This window comes from Microbacterium wangyouchuni (genome assembly GCF_054072595.1).
This window is the reverse complement of the sequence record NZ_JBSVRM010000003.1, coordinates 12,313-32,315: the sequence shown is the minus strand read 5'-3', so window position 1 is coordinate 32,315 and position 20,003 is coordinate 12,313. Positions and strand designations below refer to the sequence as shown.

General features: G+C 64.1%; 25 protein-coding genes. 16 read left to right on the top strand and 9 right to left on the bottom strand.

The window, feature by feature from the left end:
• Window positions 1-14 precede the first annotated feature (14 nt).
• A complete protein-coding gene (locus tag ACW5CM_RS05290) occupies window positions 15-968 on the bottom strand; it encodes an aldo/keto reductase (RefSeq protein WP_457124379.1) in 954 nt (317 codons plus the stop codon).
• Between the two features lie 114 nt (window positions 969-1,082).
• Between ACW5CM_RS05290 and nadE the strand changes: the two genes are divergently transcribed.
• Genes nadE through ACW5CM_RS05275 form a run of 3 tightly spaced genes read left to right on the top strand, consistent with a single transcriptional unit; the run spans window position 1,083 to window position 5,703 of the window.
• The gene (gene nadE / locus ACW5CM_RS05285) at window positions 1,083-1,910 is read left to right on the top strand and encodes an NAD(+) synthase (protein WP_457124378.1); all 828 of its coding nucleotides are present in this window, start codon (window positions 1,083-1,085) and stop codon (window positions 1,908-1,910) included.
• 46 nt (window positions 1,911-1,956) lie between these two features.
• The gene (locus ACW5CM_RS05280; protein ID WP_457124377.1) at window positions 1,957-5,490 is read left to right on the top strand and encodes a TM0106 family RecB-like putative nuclease; all 3,534 of its coding nucleotides are present in this window, start codon (window positions 1,957-1,959) and stop codon (window positions 5,488-5,490) included.
• Window positions 5,491-5,496: 6 nt separating this feature from the next.
• Complete coding sequence (locus ACW5CM_RS05275; RefSeq protein WP_438255563.1) at window positions 5,497-5,703, top strand: VOC family protein; 207 nt, start codon at window positions 5,497-5,499, stop codon at window positions 5,701-5,703.
• Window positions 5,704-5,776: 73 nt separating this feature from the next.
• On the opposite strand, the gene upp is transcribed toward ACW5CM_RS05275, so the two are convergent.
• Both upp and ACW5CM_RS05265 read right to left on the bottom strand, forming a co-directional pair.
• Window positions 5,777-6,409 (bottom strand): uracil phosphoribosyltransferase, encoded by a 633-nt coding sequence (gene upp, locus ACW5CM_RS05270; protein WP_438255562.1) that lies wholly within the window; start codon window positions 6,407-6,409, stop codon window positions 5,777-5,779.
• 51 nt (window positions 6,410-6,460) lie between these two features.
• Window positions 6,461-6,607 (bottom strand): hypothetical protein, encoded by a 147-nt coding sequence (locus ACW5CM_RS05265; protein ID WP_457124376.1) that lies wholly within the window; start codon window positions 6,605-6,607, stop codon window positions 6,461-6,463.
• Between the two features lie 107 nt (window positions 6,608-6,714).
• On the opposite strand from ACW5CM_RS05265, the gene tadA reads away from it, so the two are divergent.
• The gene (gene tadA, locus ACW5CM_RS05260; protein ID WP_457124375.1) at window positions 6,715-7,170 is read left to right on the top strand and encodes a tRNA adenosine(34) deaminase TadA; all 456 of its coding nucleotides are present in this window, start codon (window positions 6,715-6,717) and stop codon (window positions 7,168-7,170) included.
• Between the two features lie 44 nt (window positions 7,171-7,214).
• Here the strand turns inward: tadA and ACW5CM_RS05255 are convergent, their stop codons facing one another.
• Entirely contained in the window at window positions 7,215-7,526 is a 312-nt protein-coding gene (locus tag ACW5CM_RS05255; RefSeq protein WP_438255559.1) for a cation diffusion facilitator family transporter, read from the bottom strand.
• Between the two features lie 72 nt (window positions 7,527-7,598).
• On the opposite strand from ACW5CM_RS05255, the gene proC reads away from it, so the two are divergent.
• Entirely contained in the window at window positions 7,599-8,438 is an 840-nt protein-coding gene (gene proC, locus ACW5CM_RS05250) for a pyrroline-5-carboxylate reductase (protein WP_457124374.1), read from the top strand.
• 6 nt (window positions 8,439-8,444) lie between these two features.
• On the opposite strand, the gene ACW5CM_RS05245 is transcribed toward proC, so the two are convergent.
• From ACW5CM_RS05245 to ACW5CM_RS05235, 3 genes are read right to left on the bottom strand one after another with little or no spacing between them, the layout of a single operon-like run.
• Window positions 8,445-9,521, bottom strand: a complete 1,077-nt coding sequence (locus ACW5CM_RS05245; RefSeq protein ID WP_457124373.1) for an alpha/beta hydrolase — start codon at window positions 9,519-9,521, stop codon at window positions 8,445-8,447.
• Window positions 9,522-9,531: 10 nt separating this feature from the next.
• Window positions 9,532-10,203: a potassium channel family protein gene (locus ACW5CM_RS05240; RefSeq protein WP_457124372.1), complete on the bottom strand. Its 672-nt coding sequence runs from the start codon at window positions 10,201-10,203 to the stop codon at window positions 9,532-9,534.
• Entirely contained in the window at window positions 10,196-11,626 is a 1,431-nt protein-coding gene (locus ACW5CM_RS05235) for a TrkH family potassium uptake protein (protein WP_438255555.1), read from the bottom strand. The genes ACW5CM_RS05240 and ACW5CM_RS05235 overlap by 8 nt, the downstream gene beginning before the upstream one ends.
• Window positions 11,627-11,722: 96 nt before the next feature.
• On the opposite strand from ACW5CM_RS05235, the gene ACW5CM_RS05230 reads away from it, so the two are divergent.
• The 9 genes from ACW5CM_RS05230 to ACW5CM_RS05190 all read left to right on the top strand — a co-directional run bounded on the left by ACW5CM_RS05230 (window position 11,723) and on the right by ACW5CM_RS05190 (window position 16,158).
• Window positions 11,723-12,139, top strand: coding sequence for an ArsR/SmtB family transcription factor (locus ACW5CM_RS05230; protein WP_438255554.1), 417 nt, complete (start codon window positions 11,723-11,725; stop codon window positions 12,137-12,139).
• A gap of 147 nt (window positions 12,140-12,286) precedes the next feature.
• The gene (locus ACW5CM_RS05225) at window positions 12,287-12,478 is read left to right on the top strand and encodes a helix-turn-helix domain-containing protein (protein WP_438255553.1); all 192 of its coding nucleotides are present in this window, start codon (window positions 12,287-12,289) and stop codon (window positions 12,476-12,478) included.
• 135 nt (window positions 12,479-12,613) lie between these two features.
• Complete coding sequence (locus ACW5CM_RS05220) at window positions 12,614-12,712, top strand: 30S ribosomal protein bS22 (RefSeq protein WP_003792170.1); 99 nt, start codon at window positions 12,614-12,616, stop codon at window positions 12,710-12,712.
• A 70-nt stretch (window positions 12,713-12,782) separates the two neighbouring features.
• Window positions 12,783-13,085, top strand: a complete 303-nt coding sequence (locus ACW5CM_RS05215; protein ID WP_457124371.1) for a rhodanese-like domain-containing protein — start codon at window positions 12,783-12,785, stop codon at window positions 13,083-13,085.
• Window positions 13,082-13,339 carry a glutaredoxin family protein gene (locus ACW5CM_RS05210; RefSeq protein ID WP_457124370.1) on the top strand — a complete coding sequence of 86 codons (258 nt, stop codon included), beginning with the start codon at window positions 13,082-13,084 and terminating at the stop codon, window positions 13,337-13,339. Before ACW5CM_RS05215 ends, ACW5CM_RS05210 begins: the two co-directional genes overlap by 4 nt.
• An 8-nt stretch (window positions 13,340-13,347) precedes the next feature.
• The gene (locus tag ACW5CM_RS05205; RefSeq protein ID WP_457124369.1) at window positions 13,348-13,635 is read left to right on the top strand and encodes a Dabb family protein; all 288 of its coding nucleotides are present in this window, start codon (window positions 13,348-13,350) and stop codon (window positions 13,633-13,635) included.
• Window positions 13,636-13,770: 135 nt separating this feature from the next.
• On the top strand, window positions 13,771-14,595 hold the full coding sequence (locus tag ACW5CM_RS05200; protein WP_438255549.1) for a basic amino acid ABC transporter substrate-binding protein: 825 nt from the start codon (window positions 13,771-13,773) through the stop codon (window positions 14,593-14,595).
• A 25-nt stretch (window positions 14,596-14,620) separates the two neighbouring features.
• Window positions 14,621-15,406 (top strand): amino acid ABC transporter permease, encoded by a 786-nt coding sequence (locus ACW5CM_RS05195; RefSeq protein ID WP_438255548.1) that lies wholly within the window; start codon window positions 14,621-14,623, stop codon window positions 15,404-15,406.
• Window positions 15,403-16,158, top strand: a complete 756-nt coding sequence (locus ACW5CM_RS05190; protein ID WP_439256181.1) for an amino acid ABC transporter ATP-binding protein — start codon at window positions 15,403-15,405, stop codon at window positions 16,156-16,158. Before ACW5CM_RS05195 ends, ACW5CM_RS05190 begins: the two co-directional genes overlap by 4 nt.
• A 31-nt stretch (window positions 16,159-16,189) precedes the next feature.
• Here the strand turns inward: ACW5CM_RS05190 and ACW5CM_RS05185 are convergent, their stop codons facing one another.
• Window positions 16,190-16,702, bottom strand: coding sequence for a GNAT family N-acetyltransferase (locus ACW5CM_RS05185; protein ID WP_438255546.1), 513 nt, complete (start codon window positions 16,700-16,702; stop codon window positions 16,190-16,192).
• 70 nt (window positions 16,703-16,772) lie between these two features.
• Here ACW5CM_RS05185 and ACW5CM_RS05180 point away from each other — a divergent pair, with 70 nt between their 5' ends.
• On the top strand, window positions 16,773-17,603 hold the full coding sequence (locus tag ACW5CM_RS05180) for a sulfite exporter TauE/SafE family protein (RefSeq protein WP_457124368.1): 831 nt from the start codon (window positions 16,773-16,775) through the stop codon (window positions 17,601-17,603).
• Between the two features lie 89 nt (window positions 17,604-17,692).
• Here ACW5CM_RS05180 and aspS read toward each other — a convergent pair whose 3' ends face one another.
• A complete protein-coding gene (aspS, locus tag ACW5CM_RS05175) occupies window positions 17,693-19,474 on the bottom strand; it encodes an aspartate--tRNA ligase (RefSeq protein WP_438255544.1) in 1,782 nt (593 codons plus the stop codon).
• Between the two features lie 137 nt (window positions 19,475-19,611).
• Between aspS and ACW5CM_RS05170 the strand changes: the two genes are divergently transcribed.
• Entirely contained in the window at window positions 19,612-19,977 is a 366-nt protein-coding gene (locus ACW5CM_RS05170) for a DUF5684 domain-containing protein (RefSeq protein WP_438255543.1), read from the top strand.
• Window positions 19,978-20,003: the final 26 nt, after the last annotated feature.

Below are 20,003 nucleotides of genomic sequence, written 5' to 3'. Positions count from 1 at the left end.
GCACTCCGGCTGTCTCAGACGTTCGCCGGGCTCCACTCCGATACCGAATCCACCGCACCCAGTTCATCTGCGGTCAGCTCAAGCGCGGTGCTGGCCAGCAGATCTGCCACCTGCTCCACACGTGACGCGCTGGCGATGGGAGCGGCAACCGTCGGCTGTTCGCGCAACCACGCGAGAGCGACGGCGGCAACTGACGCGCCGTGCGCCGCAGCCACGTTCTCCAACTCGGCGATCACCCGCAGTCCGTGCTCCGTCGCGTATTTCGATGCTCCGCCGGCGCGCGGTGAGTTCACGCTCGTAGCATCCGTCGAACGGTACTTGCCGGTGAGGAAACCGCTGGCCAAGGCGTAGTAGGGCACCAGGCTCAGCCCGAACTCCTCGGCGACCGGGATGATGTGCTCCTCGACGTCGTTTCGGTGCACGATGTTGTAATGCGGCTGCACGGCGACCGGTAGCGCGATGCCGGCATCCTGCGCGATCTCGATCCACGAGCGGATGCGGTCGGCCGAATAGTTTGACACGGCGATGTGACGGACGAGGCCATCGTCGACGAGCTGACCGAATGCGGCGACCGTGTCCTCGAGAGGGGTCGCGGCATCGTCGAAGTGCGCGTAGTAGAGATCGATCGACTCGACGCCCAGACGATTCAGCGATGCCTCCGCGGCCGCGCGGATGTTCTTCGCTGACAGACCCCTGAATTCCGGATGGCTGCTGACCTTCGTCGCGATCGTCAATCCGCGGGGCTTGCGGGAAGCGAGCCACTCGCCGATGATCGTCTCACTCTCGCCGCCGCTGTTGCCCGGTACCCAGGCGCTGTACCCATCGGCGGTGTCGATGAAATTCCCGCCACCGGCGACGAAAGCATCGAGGATCTCGAAGGAGGCGTCGCGGTCGGCGGTCCAGCCGAACACATTGCCGCCTAGCGCGAGGGGCAGCACATCGAGGTCGCTGTGGCCGAGAACAGTCATGAGGAGCTCACCTTCTTCGCCGCTGGTGAGGCAACCAGCGCCGTACGCCACCCTATTGCCGGCTTCGCGGGATCGCGTCATTGCTTCGTAACAACCAACGACGATACTGGAGACATGACGCTTCAGAAGGAGATCGCACAGGCCCTCGGCGTGCAGGCAGACATCGACCCGCGCCAAGAGATCGAGCGCCGGGTTCAGTTCCTCGTTGACTACCTCACGACAACAGGCGCTGCCGGGTACGTGCTCGGCATCTCCGGTGGTCAGGACTCGACCCTCGCCGGGCGCCTCGCGCAGTTGGCGGTCGAACGTGTGCGTGAGTCGGGCCGTACAGCATCATTCATCGGCGTGCGTCTGCCCTACCGGGTCCAATATGACGCGGATGATGCCATCGCGGCTGTCGCGTTCGTCGCTGCCGACCGCGCCGTGGATGTCAATATCCAGCACGGCGTCGACGGTGTCGAAAGAGATATCGAGCAGGCGGCCGGCGCAGAACTGACGGACTTCAATCGCGGGAACATCAAGGCACGCATCCGAATGGTGACGCAGTATGCGTTGGCCGGACACGACGGGCATCTGGTGCTCGGTACCGATCACGCGGCCGAAGCGGTGACAGGTTTCTACACGAAGTTCGGTGACGGCGCAGCCGACATCCTGCCCCTTGCCGGGCTCACCAAACGGCAGGGCAAGGCGCTGCTTCGTGAGCTGGGTGCCCCGGACCGCCTCTGGATGAAGGTGCCCACCGCCGACCTGCTCGACGGGCAGCCGGGACGAGCCGACGAGGACGAACTCGGGCTGACCTACGAGCAGATCGATGACTACCTCGAGGGCAAGCCAGTGGATGCTGCCACCGCCGCGCTAGTGGAAGCCAAGTATCTGGGCAGCCGGCACAAGAGACACCTTCCGGTCACCCCAGACGACACCTGGTGGCGCAGCGCTCGTTGAGCCGCGCGCCCGCGGTGATGTCGGATGCCGCGGCTAGTGTCGAAGCATGCGAATCGACACCCACGCTCAGCGCGTTATCTGGAGCGCCAGCGACCTGAAGGCCGCCGCCGAGTGCGAGTTCGCCTGGGCACGCGCAATCGATGCGAAGCTCGGCCGTGTGCCCCGGGTGGAAGAGCCCGAAGACGCTACGCTCGCCCGGGCCGCTCGGCTCGGAGACGTGCACGAACTGAATGTGCTCGAGGCATATCGCCAGCGTTTCGGCGTCGACTCCGTGTACGAGGTTTCCCCGGTCTCATCGGCCGAACCAACGGCGCTCGCGGCGGCTGTGGCACAGAGTACGGTGGCGCTTCGCTCCGATGCGCGGGTGGTGTTCCAAGCCGCCTTCTCCACCGACGAGTTCGTCGGCTTCGCGGACTTTCTGCTGAAGGATGACGACGGCCGCTGGCGGGTGCAAGACTCCAAACTCGCCCGCACTGCGCGAGTCACTGCCCTCATGCAGCTTGCGGCATATGTCGACCAACTCGATCGCCTCGGCATCCCGCGTGCCGACGAAGTCGACCTCATTCTCGGCGACGGCACCATCAGCACGCACGCCGTCGATGATCTGTTGCCGCTGTTCCACGTCCGTCGAACACGTCTGCGCGCAATCATCACCGATCGTCGAGTTTCTGACGGTCCAGCGGGTGAGGCACTGGCCTGGGGCGATGGGCGCGATGAGCTCGATATCACCGCGTGCGGGCGCTGCGCCACCTGCACCGAGCAGGTCGATGCCGCCAGAGACCTGCTGATGGTGGCGCGCATGCGTCCGGCACAGCGTGCACGACTGCGTGCCGCCGGCATCCACACGATCGATGAGCTCGCCGCCGCGGTACAGGCCCCGACGGGCATGAACGTCGATTCTTTCGAGTCTCTCCGTGATCAGGCGCGACTGCAATTGCGGGCAGACGCCGATGACGCGCCGGTGTTCGATGTCTACCATCCGCAGGCCATCAACACGCTTCCGCGTCCGAGCCGCGGTGACATCTTCTTCGATTTCGAAGGAGATCCGCTCTATACCGAGCCTGCACCTGACGGGCACACCCAGTGGGGGATCGACTACCTCTTCGGCTGGGTCGATAACGACGACCAGTACACGCCGCTGTGGGCGCATACCTTCGCCGATGAGAAGCGTGCGCTCGAGCAGTTCCTCGATTTTGTGAACGCTCGCCGCGCCGCCCACCCCGACATGCACATTTACCACTACGCGCCGTACGAGACGTCGCACCTGGTGGCGATGGCTGCGCGTCACGGGACCGGTGAAGCGGCCGTCGACAAGCTCCTGCGTGACGGAGTGTTCGTCGACCTGTACCCGCTGGTGCTGCGCACGGTACGTGTCGGTTCGCGTTCCTACTCCATCAAGAAGCTCGAACCGCTTTATATGGGCGAGGACGTGCGCACGAGCGACGTGCAGAAGGGGGATGACTCGATCGTGCAGTACGTCGCCGCACGGGAGCTCTCCGCTGCTGGCGAGGCTGCGCAGGCGCAGGCGGTGTTCGACGACCTGGCCGATTACAACCGTTACGACTGCGTCTCCACCCGCCGGCTGCGTAACTGGTTGATCGAGATCGCCAAGCAGAAGGGGGTCAACCCGGCCCCGCCTGATATCCCCGAAGAGCTCGTCTATGAGCCATCGCACCGCTCCGTCGCGCTGCTGGCCGACGCCGCTCGTGACGTCGAAGCCGGGGGAGACGGCGAAGCGCACCGGGTCGCTGCGGCAGCGATCGACTATTTCCCGCGCGAGGCCAAGAGCTTCTGGGTCGGCCACTTCCAACGTCTGCGTGAGCCGGTATCGATGTGGGACCAGACCCGCGACGTCGTTCGGGTCGATGCTGCGCAGAGCACACTCCGGCGCGATTGGAGTGTCGAAGAGGGACGACGCGTCTCCTCGCGTGAAATAGAGATCCGCGGCGAGGTCTCACCAGGCACGACACTGGGCGAAGGGTCGAACCCGTTCGCTCTGTACCCGTATCCGGCTCCCTTCGATGCGGAAGCACCGTCGCGCGCGGTACATGTTGCCCGCACTCTTACAGTGCTCGAAGTGCTGGACGACGGCTACGTGGTCGTTGAGACGGCAATCGGCGGTCAGACCTGGGATGAGTTGCCTCTCGCTCTCACCCCGGCGTCCCCGCCACGTGTCGCATCTCTCCAGGGCGCGATCGATGAGTGGGCGGATGCGGTGCATGCCGAGGCACCCGCGTTCCCGCAGGACGCCGCGACCGACATCCTGCGTCGCATCCCGCCGCGTACTGTTTCCGGAAATGCGTTGCCGGCAGCGGACGACGACCGAATCGATGCGATCGTCCGGGGCATTCTTGATCTGGACCGCAGCTATCTCGCCGTACAGGGCCCGCCCGGCACCGGGAAGACCTACACCGGCTCGAAGGTGATCGCCCGCCTCGTGAACGAGCACGGGTTCCGGGTCGGAGTCGTGGCGCAGTCGCACGCGATCGTGGAAACGCTGCTCGAACGAGTCATCGTCGATGGTGTGCCACCGGGCCAGGTCGCAAAGGCCCCGAAGGACAAGCACAGCAACCCGACGTACACCCCGATCCCGAAGCCCGGGATGGCAGCGTTCCTCGCTGAACGTGGTGAACAGGGTGTGGTCGTCGGGGGCACCGCTTGGGACTTCAGCCACACCGGCCGTGTCGAACGTCACGGGCTCGACCTGCTGGTCATCGATGAAGCCGGACAGTTCTCCATCGCCTCGACGATCGCGGTGGCGGCCGGTGCGAAGCGGCTGCTCCTCCTCGGCGACCCGCAACAACTGCCGCAGGTCAGTCAAGGAGCGCACCCGGAGCCCGTGAACACCTCGGCGCTGGGATGGGTGATGGACGGCGACGCCGTCGTCCGAGCAGAGTACGGGTATTTCCTCGACCGCAGCTGGCGGATGCATCCGGCAGTCGCCGCTCCCGTCTCCCGGCTCTCCTATGCCGGCAAGCTCGCTTCCGCGCCCGGCACCGAACGACGCTCCATCGCCAGTATTGAACCCGGCGTGCACATCGTCCCGGTGCGTCACCGGGGCAACGCCACGCAGTCTCCACAAGAGGCCGCCGAGGTCGTGCGAATCATCGGTGAATTGCTCGGCCGCGAGTTCACCGATATGGATCAGGACTCTTCTCCTAGGCCCCTGGGCGAGTCCGACTTCATCGTCGTGGCACCGTACAACGCGCAGAAGCAGCTGGTCTCCGACGCTCTTGCCGCTGCCGGGTATCCCGGGGTCCCGGTGGGCACCGTCGATAACTTCCAAGGCAAGGAAGCGGCTGTCTCGATCGTCACGCTCGCGGCATCCAGCGGCCGTGATGCGCCGCGTGGTCCCGAGTTCCTGCTGCTGCAGAACCGGCTGAATGTCGCAATCTCACGAGCGCAGGTGGCTTCGTTCGTCATCCACTCGCCCGCCCTCCTCGATGACCTGCCGTACACGCCGGAGGGTGTGGCGCGGCTGAGCGCATTCGCGCGGTTGGTGGGTGCAGACCGCGACGAGAGTGCGAAGGATGACCGCGCGGACTCGATGTCGCCGGCCGGTGCTAGCGTCGCGCCATGACAAGAAGTGGGCGGTCTGCTCGTCGCATCCGAGTCTCGGGCGAGCGGCGGACCGTTCGTGCTCTTGTATTCAGACGACCTCGATGCCACGGCGCGCGCGATCGCTCAGGCGGGCGGTCGCATCGTGCAAGAACCGTACGAGTTCCCCGGCGGGCGACGGCTGCACTTCGCTGACCCGAGCGGCAATGAACTCGGAGTATGGGCGCTGCGCTGATCGCCGGAGCGCTGTCGCCCGGTCGTGCTTAGGTCGTGCTTAGGTCGCGCTTAGGTCGTGTTCCCGGTCGCGCTCAGGCCGTGCCGTACAGGCGGTCGCCGGCGTCGCCGAGGCCCGGCACGATGTAGCCCTTTTCGTTGAGGCCCTCGTCGAGTGCTCCCAGCACGAGCGTCACGTCGCGGTCGCCGACGATCTTCTCGATCGCGGCAACGCCCTCGGGCGTGCCCAGCAGGCAGATCGCCGTGACATCCTGCGCACCGCGCTGGAAGAGGAACTCAATGGCGGCCCCCAGCGAACCGCCGGTGGCGAGCATCGGATCGATAGCGAAGCACTGCCGATCGCTGAGGTCATCGGGAAGGCGCTCGGTGTAGGTCGTCGGCTCGAACGTCGTCTCGTCGCGGATCATCCCGAGGAAGCCGACCTCCGCGGTGGGCAGCAGCTTCACTAGGCCCTCCAGCATCCCGAGCCCGGCGCGCAGAATCGGCACGACGATCGGGCGCGGCTCCGAGATCTTCACACCCATCGTGGTGGTGACGGGCGTGGTGATCTCGACAGGACTCACCTTGACATTGCGCGTCGCCTCATAGGCGAGCAACGTCACAAGCTCCTCCGTCAGCTGCCGAAAAACAGGCGACGGGGTGCGCACATCGCGCAGCACCGAGATCTTGTGGGTGATGAGAGGGTGGTCGGCGACGTGAACACGCATGGTTACAGGGTAATGCGCTGTACGCCTGCGACACGACTCTGAATGCACAGATCAGGCTTTGGACGCTGCACGAGCGGCGATACGGGCCTTACGGCGCTCACGCCACATAGCGTTTGTCTTCTTAGCGTTCAGAGTGGTGATCACGGCGACGAGCAGCGGACCGGCGGAGATGGTGGCGATGTATGCGAAGTTTTCCATGTCTTCAATCTTGCCGACGCCAGCGGATGAGCGGATCAGCCCGGTGGCTGATCTTCGGCATCCGCCCTGAGGGGGATGCCGACACGACCGAGAACTAAACTCGACGCATGACCCGCTCCGATGACCGTGCGATGCAGCGTGCCCTCGCGCTCGCCGCTGAGGCTGCTGCAGCCGGCGAAGTCCCGGTTGGTGCGGTGGTGTTGAATGCCGAAGGTCAGGTGGTTGGTGAAGGGCGCAACAACCGCGAAGAAACGCACGACCCCACCGGGCACGCTGAGATCGTGGCGCTGCGGCAGGCCGCGGCATCCACCGGATCATGGAACCTCGAAGCGCACACCCTCGTCGTCACGCTGGAGCCGTGTGTGATGTGTGCTGGCGCGATCCTGCAGTCCCGGATCGGGCGGGTGGTGTTCGGGGCGTGGGACGACAAAGCAGGGGCCGCCGGGTCGATGTACGACGTTCTGCGTGATCGCCGCCTGCCCTACCGTGCGGAGGTTGTCGCCGGTATGCAGACGGATGCCGCAACCGCACTGCTGCGCGAATTCTTCGAGCAGCGCCGCTGAGTCTGTCGTCGCGGGCGTCGTGCTCGACGCGCTCGTCGCGGACGTCAGTCCGCGGACTTCAGAACGAACACGTCTGTCGACGGCTCGGGGTCGATCGCTGGACGGTAGATGTCGGGCTGGATGTAGATGGCGCGTGCCGTGGGAACGGTGTCGCGGATCTGCTGCTCGATCACTTCGATGTGATCGGCCAACTCCCGCACGGTCTTCTCCGCCGGGAAAGCGATCTTCGCGGCGACAAGCAACTCACCGGGCGCAACGATGAATGTCTTCAGGCTGATGAGCTTCTCGATGTCGGGGCATCCGATGATGGCATCGATGATCAGGTCCACGTCGTGTTTGCTCGCAGATGCACTCATGACGGTGATTCTAGTTCCCGCCGCTCAGGATGCCCAGGACCTGGCGGCGGATGCCGCTAATAGGATGGCCGCATGGCTGAATCGCTCCCGTCTCTCGCGTTCCTCGGTGCCGGATCGATGGGAGGCGCCATCCTGCACGGCGTCGTCGCCTCCGGCCTCGGTGTCGACGGCGGGATCATCGCCACCAACCGCACGGCTGAGAAGGCCGCGGCTCTCGCCGAGCTCGAGAATGTCACGGCGGTCGCGTTGGAGGAGCACCCGACCGGCAACGTGGATGCCGTGGCGTCGGCCCGCATCATCCTTGTGGGTGTGAAGCCTGCGATGGTGCCCGATCTGCTGCGCGAGATCGCGCCGGCTCTGCGCGAGGATGCCATTGTCGTGAGCCTTGCCGCCGGCGTCACCCTGGCGACCTTCGCCGAGTACCTCGGGCCGGACGTCAGCGTGATCCGGTCGATGCCGAACACGCCCTCGACCGTGGGCAAGGGTGTGACCGGCCTCGCGGCCAGCGCGGCTGCATCCGCTGATGATCTCGCGGTGGTGCGCCGCCTGTTCGAGCTTGTGGGCGCGGTCATCGAGGTGCCAGAAGAGCGCATCGATGCGCTCTCCACGATCTCCGGTTCTGGGCCGGCGTATGTGTTCCTCCTGATCGAAGAGCTGACGAAGGCAGCGATCGGAAAGGGCTTCGAAGAGGCAGATGCGCGTCTGATGGCCGAGCAGACATTCATCGGAGCGACCGCGCTGCTGGCGGCATCCGGTGAGAACCCCGCCGAGCTGCGGCGTCGTGTGACTAGCCCGAAGGGCACCACGGAGCGGGCCATCGCCGTGCTTCAGGACGCGCACCTCGACGAGCTTTTCGCCAGCGCGACCGATGCTGCGCTGGCCCGTGCGCGGGAGATGGCCGCCGGGAACTGAGCGCGCTCAGCCGCGGGGATGCCGCATGACGCGCAGCAGCGCCGCGCGGAAATTCTCTGGACGCTCGAGGTGCGGAGAGTGTCCGACACCTTCCCAGACGACCTCATCGACCTCGCCGCCCGCGGCGGCGTAGGCGTCGAGCACCGCTCTCGTCTGCGACACCATCTGCTGGGCGGGAGCAACATCTGCTCCGGGCCAGCCCGGGATCGCGCCGATGGCGCCGAGGTGGTTCAGATCGAACAATGACGCATCCGACACGATGGCGTCAGCGGTTCCGTGCACCCAGAGGATCGGCGGCTTCTCGGCCAGCTCGATCAGGCGCGAGACGTTGAAGTTCCCTGGCGCCATCGTGTTCAGCACACCGGTGCCGCCCGCGCCGAAACCGGGCCAACTCGTGCTTGTGACGCTGTTGCCTGGGTAGTTTCCGGGTTCCGTCGAGGTCGAATTCATTGCGGCCACCCAGATGTCCTCGTGTTCGGCGATGTGCCCGGGGGCGACGTAGCTAGCGCGGAACACGTTGCGCGGCGATGTTGGCGCATCAGCAGAGGTGTCGCCAGCGCGCAGACGGTCGATGAAGTCCGGATTGCCGCCGCCACCTCCGCAACCGGCATCATCATCAGTCAGTCGCGATCCATCCAGGCGCGTTCCGCCGAAGCCATAGGGCGAGACCGGAGCCTGAAGCGTCAGACTGAGCACCGGGTAGTCGAGTGCGTACTGCATCACGACGCCGCCGCCCATCGACCATCCGACCAGGTGTGCCGAGGGCACGCCGATCTCCTGCAACGTGGCATACACGTCATCGCTGAAATCGCTGAGGCCGCGCGTCGCATCCACCGGCAGCGCCTCGCTGCCACCGAAACCGCGCAGATCCACGGCGATCGACCGCACATCCGCAGGAAGGCTCAGCATCGTCTCCTGCCAGAACAGGGCCGATGAAACGTTTCCGTGCACGAAGACGACCGTGCGCAGCGGGGGAGTGGAGGGGGCATCGGCCGTGCGCTCGAGGATGTTCACGCGCAGTCGTGACGTCTCGATCACCCGCGCGGAGATACCGTCAAGAAGGAGATTTTTGGTGGTCGACATGGCCAGTTGCTCAGCGGTCGAGAGCGGCGAAGCGTTCGATATCGCTGTTGGTGCCGGAAACGATGATGAGGTCGTGGTTGGTGACCACGGTCGTCGCCTCCGCGTAGCGGAAAGGCTTGCCCGGGCTCTTGACTCCGACGACGGTGACGCGGTACTTGGACCGGACGCCGGACTCGTTCAGTCCCACGCCGCGGATGAACTTCGGCGGGTACATCTTGGCGAGCACGAAGTCATCGTCGAAGCGGATGAAGTCCAGCATCCGTCCGCTGACCAGGTGCGCCACGCGTTCGCCGGCCTCGCGTTCCGGGTAGATGACGTGGTTGGCGCCGACACGGGCGAGGATCTTGCCGTGCGACTGCGAGACGGCCTTGGCCCAGATCTGCGGCACCTTGAGATCGACAAGGTTGGCTGTGATGAGGACGGATGCCTCGATGAGCGAACCGACCGCGACGACGGCGACCTGGAAGTCCTGGGCGCCGATCTGCTTGAGCGCATCGAGGTTGCGGGCATCGCCCTGCACCGTGTGCGTGACTCGGTCGGACCATTTCTGAACGAGCTCGAGGCTTTCGTCCATCGCTAGCACGTCGCGGTCCAGACGGTCGAGCTCGCCAGCACATGCGGCGCCGAACCGACCGAGGCCGATCACGAGTACGGGGGCGTCGCCCCGGAGGACTTCAACCAACGATCGGCCTTTCCACGGGCAGCGAATAAAGCTGCGAACGCGATGTCGCGGCGACTGCCGCGGCGAGAGTCACTGTACCAATGCGCCCCATGAAGATCGTGGCTGCCATGACGTATGACGCCGAATCCGGCAGCTGTGCGGTCAGCCCCGTGGAGAGCCCGACGGTTCCGAACGCAGAGATCACATCGAAGAGCACCTCGGCGATGGGTGCTTTGGTTATCTGGGCGATCACGATCGTCGACAGGGCGACGATCGTGGCGCCCCACGCGACGACGCTGAGTGCGACACGCTGCACATCGCTCGGGATGCGGCGGCCGAATGCCTCGACGGACTGGCGTCCGCGCGCCTCTGACCACACCGCAATGGCGAGGACTGCGAGCGTGGTCACCTTGATGCCGCCTGCGGTGGATGCTGAGCCGCCGCCGACGAACATCAACATGGATCCCGCAACCAGTGAAGAGCCGTTGAGATCGCCGATGTCGATGACGCTGAAGCCGCCAGAACGGGTCATAGCCGAGAGGAAGAACGCCTGGAATGTGGTGTTTCCGGCATCCATTGATCCGAATGTCAGCGCGTTGTCGTATTCCAGCACGAGGAAGACCCCGGCGCCCGCGACGAACAGGATTGTGGTGGTGATGAGGGTGAGTTTCGCGTGCAGTGACCAGCGCTTGACGTGCCAGTGGTGCTTGGCGAGCGTGTAGATCACAGGGAAGCCGATGCTGCCGAGGAAGACGCTCACCATGAGCACGGAGAGCACGAAGTAGTCGTCGGCAAACTCCAGCACGCCGCCCGTATTTGGGGTGAAACCGGTGTTTGTGAACGACATCGCCGCGTAGTAGGGGGCCTCCCACAGCGCCGCGAGCGGGGGGATTCCGGCCATCACCAGCCCGGGGTAGAGCAGAACAGCCACGACGAGCTCGATGATGAGCAGCGACAAGGCGACTGTCTTCAGTAGCTGTCCGACTTCACCGAGGCGCACAGTCTGGCCCTCATTGACCGGACCACCATGTGCACGTAGCGGGTTGCTGTCACCTGCGGCGAGAAGCTTGGCCCGCAGGCCGAGCTTCTTGGAGATCACCAAGCCCAGCACGGAAGCCAGCGTGAGCACACCCATTCCGCCGATGTTCACGCCCAGGAAGACCAGCACGTGTCCGAATGGTGACCAGTGTGTCGCCATGTCGACTGTCGCGAGTCCGGTGACGCAGATCGTGGATACCGCGGTGAACAGAGCATCGCTGAGCGGCGTGACCGTTCCGGATGCCGAAGCGATCGGCAGTGAGAACAGTGCGGTGAACACGAGGATCAGCGTGGCGAAGATGGCGATCGCGAAACGCGAAGGGGATGACGTCACGATTCGTCGCATGAAGTGCCACGCGTCGCGGATCTTCCCCTGCGACGACGGAGATGCCCAGGCGCTCGACATCGGTGTCCCTCCCTGCGCTTCATCTCAGGCTTCTACGAGGATCGCTGAAGCGCCTTCGACATGGTACTCCGGGCCCGGGACGGCTAGCCTGATCTCATGACCGACATCTTCGACGTGATCGCAGACGGCACAAGGCGCGACATCCTTCAGCTGCTTCTGCGTCGCTCGACCGAGGAAGATGCCGGCACGAGCGTCTCGCAGATCGTTAGCGAGCTGGGCATCAGTCAGCCGACCGTGTCGAAGCACCTCAAGGTGCTGCGCGAGGCGCAGCTGGTGAGTGTCCGCGAAGACGGGCAGCGTCGGTTCTACAGCATCGATGTCGGTCCGCTCGAAGTCGTCGACGACTGGCTCGTGCCCTTTTTGATGGATGCCTTCGGCGATGACGCGCCAGACATCGATTTTTCGTTCACTCCGCTTCCGGACGGCGCATCGCACGCGGCCGAGGTTGTCGGCCGCGCCGCAGCATCAGCGAGGCACGTGGTGACCACGGCGTTGAAGCGGCTCGGGGCCTGATCACTCCGGCAGTCCCGAACGGGGCCTGCATCCACGACGGTGCGTCCTCGGTGATTGCACAGTGGTCACATAGGTCACAATCACCACATGGGTTTACATGCGTCCCGCATTCCCCATAGGATCGGGGCAGAGAAAGGGGTAATGGGGATGCCCGAAGTTCCAGATGTCCGATTCTTGACCGTCGCAGAGGTCGCAGAGCTCATGCGTGTGTCGAAGATGACCGTCTATCGACTGGTGCACTCCGGCGAGTTGCCGGCGATTCGATTTGGTCGCAGCTATCGCGTGCCCGAATCGGCTGTTGCCGACGCTCTCCAGCGCCCGATCTCTGAGGTTGGCTGACCGCTTCGGATCAAGTCTCGACAATGTGCACTTTGCACCGGTCGTGGTTTGCTAGAATGATCCGAGGCATTTACCGTGCCCGTACTCGGGCGTCCGAATTTTTTGACGCCCAGCCACTGACTTAGTGAGGTTTCCGTGGGTTCTGTCATCAAGAAGCGCCGCAAGCGCATGGCGAAGAAGAAGCACCGCAAGCTGCTTCGTAAGACTCGCCACCAGCGCCGCAACAAGAAGTAAACGCGGCAAGACACGAGCGCCTGTCTTCGGACGGGCGTTTTGTGTATGCAACCGCGTTCTGAGGAGAGTCATGAAATCGATCACCATCGCCGAACTTGCTGCACGCGAGAACACTCCGCTTATCGATGTGCGCGAGGAAGATGAGTTCGCGGCCGGGCACGTGCCCGGAGCGGTGAACATCCCGATGTCGCAGATTGGCGACCGGCTCGACGAGCTGCCTGCCGAGGCGTTCGACGTCATCTGCCAGGCCGGTGGTCGCTCCGGTCGCGTGGTGGAAGCGCTCGAGCCACGCGGTTACGACGCCACCAACGTCGATGGCGGCACCGGTGAGTGGATTGCTGCCGGCCACCCGGTCGAAGTACCCTCGGCGTGACCACCGTCACCATCATCGGCAGGCCCGGCTGTCATCTGTGCCCCACAGCACGAGAGATCGTTGAGACCGTCGTGGCGGATCTTCCCGATGAAGTCGGCGACCGCATCGAGATCGTCGAGAAATCAATCGATGAGGATGCTGCGCTGTATGAGCTGTGGTGGGAAAAGATCCCCGTCGTTCTCATCAACGATGAATTTCATGCGCAGTGGCGGGTCTCGCCCGAGCTGCTGCGCCAAAGACTGGAGACGCAATGATTCGCCACGTGGTCACTTGGAAGCTTGCCAGCGAGGATGCTGCTGAGCGCGGTGCTCAGGCAGCCGAAGTCGCGCGGCGGCTGAACGCTCTGGGCGGCGTCGTTCCGCAGTTGCGGTCGATTTCGGCTGGAGCGAACTCGATCTATCCAGAAGCGAACTGGGACGTCACCCTGGTTGCAGATTTCGATTCTGTTGAGGCGCTGGAGCAGTACGTTGTGCACCCGGCCCACGAAGAGGCCGCGGTTTACATTCGCTCGGTCGTCTCCTCTCGCGTGGCCGTCGATTTCGAGGTTTGAGCAGCCGACACCGCCCGCGTGTGCAGGAGTGCAACGCAAACGTAACCGTCTGAACGGGATTTCTTCGTCGCTGCGTGTCAGGATGATCTGCATACCCGTCCGAGGGCATCGTTGCCCCGTCACTCTGGAGCGGTAATGTCCCGACGCCGTAATCTCATCTTCGGTCTCGCCCTCGCGGCGACCGCCACTCTTGCCCTTTCTGGGTGCGCCGGTGGTTCCGACACCCCGGGAGGAGAAGCGGCTCCCGAATCCAGCGGAGACGACTACGGCCTCATCTCTGCCGGCGAGCTCACTGTCTGCTCAGACATCCCGTACCCGCCGTTCGAGTTCGAGGACTCCAGCACTGAGACGGGCTACTCGGGCTTTGACATCGATCTGCTCGGCGCTGTCGCTGAGAAGCTCGACCTGAAGCTGGCCGTCCAGGATGTCGGCTTCGACGCGTTGCAGTCGGGTACGACCCTCGCCGCCGGACAGTGTGACGTCGGCGCATCGGCAATGACGATCACCGAGGAACGCAAGGCGAACATTGATTTCGCGGACCCGTACTATGACTCACTGCAGTCGTTGCTGGTGCGCGCTGACTCCAGTATTAAGAGCATCGCTGATCTGGACGGCAAGACCGTCGGTGTCCAGCAGGGCACCACAGGTGAGGCCTACACGAACGAGAACGCCACCGGAGCCGAAGTCGTCTCCTACCCCTCCGACGGTGAGCTGTGGCCGGCGTTGCAGGCCGGCAATATCGACGCGATTCTGCAGGACCAGCCGGTGAACATCGAGCATGAGAAGGCCGACTCGACGTACACGATCGTCGAAGAGTATGACACTCAGGAGCAGTACGGCTGGGCGTTCGCCAAGGGGGAGCGCGACGCATTGATCGAGGCCGTCAACACTGCGTTGCAGGAGTTGAAGGACGACGGAACCTACCAGACGATCTACGACTCTTACTTCGCGGCGAACTGACCCGCGGCGCCCGCGAACAATGGCAATGAGGCGCACGACTCGCGCGAAGCTTTATCGGTTCACGATGTACGCGATTTTCATCGCGGCCGTCGTCGCTGTCGCCTTGGCGACCGACTGGGTGAAGATCGGCACGGTCTTCTTTAACGTCGAAGTCGCGATCAAGCAGTTCCCGAACATCATCGTGATCGCCCTGCGAAACACGGTGCTGTTCACCCTGATCGCATTCGTCGGAGGAACTCTTCTCGGCGTGGCTTTCGCCGTGATGAAGCTGTCGAGCGTCGCCCCCTATCGCTGGTTCGCTACGGCGTGGATTGAGCTCTTCCGCGGGATGCCAGCGATCCTGACGCTGTTCATCATCGCCTACGGCCTGCCGATCGGTCTGGGATTCAAAATGCCAGGAGGCGCGATCGTCTCGGGTCTTCTGGGCCTGATTCTGGTGTCGTCCGCGTATATCGCAGAGGTCGTGCGCGCGGGGATCCAGGCAGTTCCGAAGGGCCAGATGGAGGCCTCGCGGTCGCTGGGAATGTCACCGCTGAAGACGATGTTCTGGATCATCCTTCCGCAGGGCTTCCGCATCATCATCCCGCCGATGACGAACGAGTTCGTGCTGTTGCTGAAAGACACGTCTCTCCTGTTCGTCGTGGGCTCGACCCTAGCGACGAGGGAACTCACCACGTTCGCTCGTGACGGGCTGTCCTCGGAGGCGAACTCAACGCCGTTGATCATGGCAGCGCTGTTGTACCTGGCGGTGACCATTCCGCTGACCCGGGCGGTTGCGTGGCTCGAGCGAAGGATGGCGAAGCAGCGATGAGCACAGATTTGATTGATATTCACGCGCCGGCGATCGAAGTGCAGCAGCTGCGCAAGAGTTTTGGTGACAACGAGGTTCTCAAAGGCATCGACCTGACGGTCTCTGCTGGGGAGGTTGTCTGTGTGATCGGGCCCTCGGGGTCGGGTAAATCAACGCTGCTGCGCTCGGTGAACCTTCTCGAAGAGCCCACGGAGGGGAAGATCTTCATCGAGGGCATCGATATCATCGACCCCGAAACTGACATCGATCGGGTGCGCACGCGCATCGGCATGGTGTTTCAGAGCTTCAACCTGTTCCCGCACCTGAGCGTGCTCGGAAATCTCACCATCACCCAGCGGCGCGTTCTTCGGCGATCTAAGGTCGAGGCTGAGAAAGTCGCTCACGCGATGCTCGAACGGGTGGGACTGTCTGAGAAGGCGGACGCATACCCTGGCCATCTCTCGGGCGGTCAGCAGCAACGCGTCGCGATTGCGCGGGCGCTGTGCATGAACCCCGACATGATGCTCTTCGACGAGCCGACCTCGGCACTTGATCCTGAACTCGTCGGCGAGGTGCTGCAGGTGATGCGCACGCTGGCTGATGAGGGGATGACGATGCTCGTCGTCACTCATGAGATGGGCTTTGCACGAGAAGTCGGCTCACGCCTGATCTTCATGGACGGCGGAGTGATCCTCGAAGAGGGCGATCCGCACGAGGTGCTCGCGAATCCGCAGCATCCGCGCACACAGGACTTCCTGTCGCGGGTTCTGTAAGTCTTTCAGCGAGCGACGGTGTACAAGTCGCTCAGTGAGTGACGGGGTACTTGAAGCCGATGTGCGAGCCGGCGTATCCGAGCCGCTCATAGAACCGGTGCGCATCGGTCCGGGCAGCGTCCGAGGTGAGTTGAACCATCGCAGCCCCCAGGGCAGGGGCGGCGGCATCCGATACCCAGCGCATGACGGCGGATCCGATGCCCGATGAGCGAAGCGTGCTGCGCACCCGCACAGCCTCGACCAGCAGCCGGCGCGATCCGCGGCGTGTCATCCCGGGAATCGACGTGAGCTGCAGTGTGCCGACCACGCTCCCGTCCACGTCGACGACGAGAAGGTCATTCGAGGGGTCCGCGAGGATCTCCGCGAGCGCGCTCGTATAGGCGAGGCGGTCAGCGTCGGATGCGACATCTCCACGCGAAGCGCTGATCGCATCGTCTGCGAGCAACTCGATCAGAGCGTCGGCGTCCTGCGGCGATGCGCGTCGCAGAGTCGCCCGGCCTGCGGCGCAGTCGAATGCGTGCGGTAGGGGAAGAGCATCGAGCATGCCGCCAGTCTGCCACCACCCGTGCGTCGCCGCGTGCGGCAGCACGTGCGTGCGGACGTATTCTGATCTGATGGAGATCGGTGAGCTGCTCGGGCTGGAACAGCTCACCTGGGGGATGCTGGTGTTCGTCGTCTTCGCGGCGTTCGCGGCCGGCTGGATCGATGCGGTGGTCGGCGGTGGCGGGCTGCTGCAACTGCCCGCGTTGCTACTCATCCCCGGCATCGCGCCGGTGCAGGCGCTTGCGACGAACAAGCTCGCGTCTGTCTTCGGCACCGCCACCAGCAGTGTTACGTATTATCGGCGTGCGAAACCAGACATCCGCACCGCTCTGCCCATGGCCGGGATTGCGCTGGCGGGCTCACTCGGGGGAGCGGCGGTGGCCACCGTGCTGCCACCAGCCGCATTCAAACCGATCATCATCGTCGCCCTGCTCGCCGTGGTGATCTTCACGGTGTTCCGGCCCGAGTTGGGAGCGGCGACCAAGCTGCGCTTCTCCGGTCGCAAGCACCACATCATGGCGGGGACCGCCGGGCTGGTGATCGGGTTCTACGACGGGATGATCGGTCCCGGAACCGGCACGTTCCTCGTCATCACGCTCGTGGCGCTCATGGGATACGACTTCTTGCAGTCCAGCGCTAAAGCGAAGATCGTCAACCTCGCAACGAACGCTGGGGCACTGCTGCTGTTCATCCCGCACGGGGCAGTGCTGTGGCTGCTGGGCGGCATCCTCGCCGTCGCGAACGTCGCCGGCAGCTACCTGGGCTCGCGGATGGCGATCGCGCGCGGGACGACCTTCATCCGCGTGGTCTTCCTCATCGTCGTAGTCGTGCTCATCGGGAAGCTCGGTTTCGACGTGTGGAACGAGAACATCGTCCCCGCGCTCGCGCTACTCGCGCCCTGAGCCGTGCATACGGCGAAACCCCGTCATATGCACGCTTGGGGTCAAGCGCGATTACGACGGGGTCTCGACGAAGAGCGAAGAGGCGAGGCTCAGGCCTCGGTGTCCTCCGCGACAAAGTCCACGCCGGCCTCGGCGCGCTGCGCGTCGGTGATCGGAGCGGGGGCACTCGTCAGCGGATCGAAGCCGTTGCCGGTCTTCGGGAACGCGATGACCTCGCGGATCGAATCGGTCTTGGTCAGGTGCTGCAGCACGCGGTCCATGCCCAGCGCGATGCCTCCGTGCGGCGGGGCGCCGAACTTGAATGCATCCAGCAGGAATCCGAACTGCTCCTGGGCAACCTCATCCGAGATGCCCATCACCTCGAAGACACGCTTCTGCACGTCCTCGCGGTGGATGCGGATCGAGCCACCACCGAGCTCGGTTCCGTTGCAGACGATGTCGTACGCGTAGGCGAGCGCGGACCCTGGATCGGTGTCGAACGTGTCGGCAAACTCCGGCTTCGGGCCGGTGAAGGCGTGGTGCACGGCCGTCCACGCACCAGCACCGACGGCGACGTCACCGGATGCCACGGCATCCGCCGCAGGCTCGAACATCGGGGCATCGACCACCCACGTGAACGCGAAGACATCAGGATCGAGCAGCCCCAGTCGGCGCCCGATCTCGACGCGTGCAGCGCCCAGCAGTGCACGCGAGTCCTTGGCAGAACCGGCCGCGAAGAACACGCAGTCACCTGCCGCAGCGCCCACGAGGTCGGCGAGACCGGCCTGTTCCTTTTCGGACAGGTTCTTGGCGACGGGGCCGCCGAGCGTGCCGTCCTCGTTGAAGAGGACATAGGCGAGGCCTCGTGCGCCGCGCTGCTTGGCCCAGTCCTGCCAGGCATCCAGCTGCTTGCGTGGCTGTGAAGCGCCACCGGGCATGAGGACCGCACCGACGTAATCGGACTGGAAGACCCGGAACGTGGTCTCGGAGAAGTACTCGGTCGCATCGACGAGTTCAAGACCGAAGCGCAGGTCGGGCTTGTCCGAGCCATACTTGGCCATCGCGTCGGCATAGGTGATGCGCGGCAGCGGTGTCTGCACGTCGACGTCGATCGTCTTCCACATCGCGACGATGAGGGACTCCATCATCTCGATGACGTCTTCCTGGTCGACGAAGCTCATCTCGATGTCGAGCTGCGTGAACTCCGGCTGGCGGTCGGCACGGAAGTCTTCATCGCGGTAGCAGCGGGCCATCTGGTAGTACTTCTCGACACCGCCGACCATGAGCAGCTGCTTGAACAGCTGCGGGCTCTGCGGCAGTGCGTACCAGCTGCCCGGGTGCAGACGAGCGGGCACGACGAAGTCGCGGGCGCCCTCGGGGGTCGAGCGCGTCAGCGTCGGGGTCTCGACCTCGATGAACTCGCGCTTTTCGAGTTCGTTGCGGACCGCCCTGTAGACGTTCGATCGCAGACGAAGAGCGGATGCTGCGGACGGGCGTCGCAGGTCAAGATAGCGGTGCTTGAACCGTACATCTTCGCCCGCCGTCTCGGAGTCGCCAAGGCCGGTGGAGACCTGGAACGGCAGCGGAGCGGACTCGTTGAGAACCTCGACCGCAGTTGCGATGACCTCGATCTGGCCGGTGGGCAGGTTCGGGTTCTCGTTGCCGTCCGGGCGGCGGGAGACCTCGCCGGTGACCTTCAGGACGAACTCACTGCGCAGCGGGTGCGCAGTCTCTTCGTCGCGGATGACCACCTGGGCGATGCCCGAGGCATCGCGGAGATCAATGAACGCGACTCCTCCGTGATCACGACGACGATCGACCCAACCCGTGAGGGTGACGGTCTGACCGATGTTCTCGGCTCGCAGGGAGCCGGTCGTGTGAGTGCGAAGCACGGAAGATTCCTCCAGTTCAGTAAAGGGAACTCGCCCATTCTACGTGGGCGTGCCACCCTTCGAAGAGACAACCTCCTCGGGTGGGTAGACTCCGTCGCAAGAGGCGGACAGCGCCTTTCCCACAAAGGAGTGAACCCGTGGATTCAAATCTGGTCACCGAACAGCTGTTCTCGACGAGTTCGGTGCTGTTGGGCATCGTGGTCTACGTGATCTATGCGATCACAATGTGGAAGGTGTTCGCCAAGGCGGATTATCCGGGCATCCTCGCTCTGATTCCGATCGTCAACTGGATCATTCTCGTGAAGATCGCCGGGATGAGTGGCTGGTTCGTGCTGCTGTATCTCATCCCGATCGTGAACATCGTCTTCGCGATCGTTGTGGCGTTCAAGGAGGGCGCCAATTTCGGCAAGGGCGGTGTCTTTTCGTTCTTCCTGCTGTGGATGTTCCCCTTCATCGGGCACTTGATCATCGGGTTCGGCTCCGCGAAGTACCGTCGCGTCTGAGCGACGACACGGTGTCTGGGGGATCC

Bases quoted from the DNA above. Each gene is read 5' to 3' on its own strand.
- ACW5CM_RS05255 (WP_438255559.1), bottom strand. From the start codon at position 7,526: ATGAGTGCATCTGCGAGCAAACACGACGTGGACCTGATCATCGATGCC.
- ACW5CM_RS05265 (WP_457124376.1), bottom strand. From the start codon at position 6,607: ATGGAAAACTTCGCATACATCGCCACCATCTCCGCCGGTCCGCTGCTC.
- proC (WP_457124374.1), top strand. From the start codon at position 7,599: ATGGCTGAATCGCTCCCGTCTCTCGCGTTCCTCGGTGCCGGATCGATG.
- ACW5CM_RS05235 (WP_438255555.1), bottom strand. From the start codon at position 11,626: ATGTCGAGCGCCTGGGCATCTCCGTCGTCGCAGGGGAAGATCCGCGAC.
- ACW5CM_RS05180 (WP_457124368.1), top strand. From the start codon at position 16,773: ATGGAGATCGGTGAGCTGCTCGGGCTGGAACAGCTCACCTGGGGGATG.
- ACW5CM_RS05245 (WP_457124373.1), bottom strand. From the start codon at position 9,521: ATGTCGACCACCAAAAATCTCCTTCTTGACGGTATCTCCGCGCGGGTG.
- ACW5CM_RS05185 (WP_438255546.1), bottom strand. From the start codon at position 16,702: ATGCTCGATGCTCTTCCCCTACCGCACGCATTCGACTGCGCCGCAGGC.
- ACW5CM_RS05225 (WP_438255553.1), top strand. From the start codon at position 12,287: ATGCCCGAAGTTCCAGATGTCCGATTCTTGACCGTCGCAGAGGTCGCA.
- tadA (WP_457124375.1), top strand. From the start codon at position 6,715: ATGACCCGCTCCGATGACCGTGCGATGCAGCGTGCCCTCGCGCTCGCC.
- ACW5CM_RS05280 (WP_457124377.1), top strand. From the start codon at position 1,957: ATGCGAATCGACACCCACGCTCAGCGCGTTATCTGGAGCGCCAGCGAC.
- ACW5CM_RS05215 (WP_457124371.1), top strand. From the start codon at position 12,783: ATGAAATCGATCACCATCGCCGAACTTGCTGCACGCGAGAACACTCCG.
- upp (WP_438255562.1), bottom strand. From the start codon at position 6,409: ATGCGTGTTCACGTCGCCGACCACCCTCTCATCACCCACAAGATCTCG.
- ACW5CM_RS05190 (WP_439256181.1), top strand. From the start codon at position 15,403: ATGAGCACAGATTTGATTGATATTCACGCGCCGGCGATCGAAGTGCAG.
- ACW5CM_RS05230 (WP_438255554.1), top strand. From the start codon at position 11,723: ATGACCGACATCTTCGACGTGATCGCAGACGGCACAAGGCGCGACATC.
- ACW5CM_RS05195 (WP_438255548.1), top strand. From the start codon at position 14,621: ATGAGGCGCACGACTCGCGCGAAGCTTTATCGGTTCACGATGTACGCG.
- ACW5CM_RS05200 (WP_438255549.1), top strand. From the start codon at position 13,771: ATGTCCCGACGCCGTAATCTCATCTTCGGTCTCGCCCTCGCGGCGACC.
- ACW5CM_RS05290 (WP_457124379.1), bottom strand. From the start codon at position 968: ATGACTGTTCTCGGCCACAGCGACCTCGATGTGCTGCCCCTCGCGCTA.
- nadE (WP_457124378.1), top strand. From the start codon at position 1,083: ATGACGCTTCAGAAGGAGATCGCACAGGCCCTCGGCGTGCAGGCAGAC.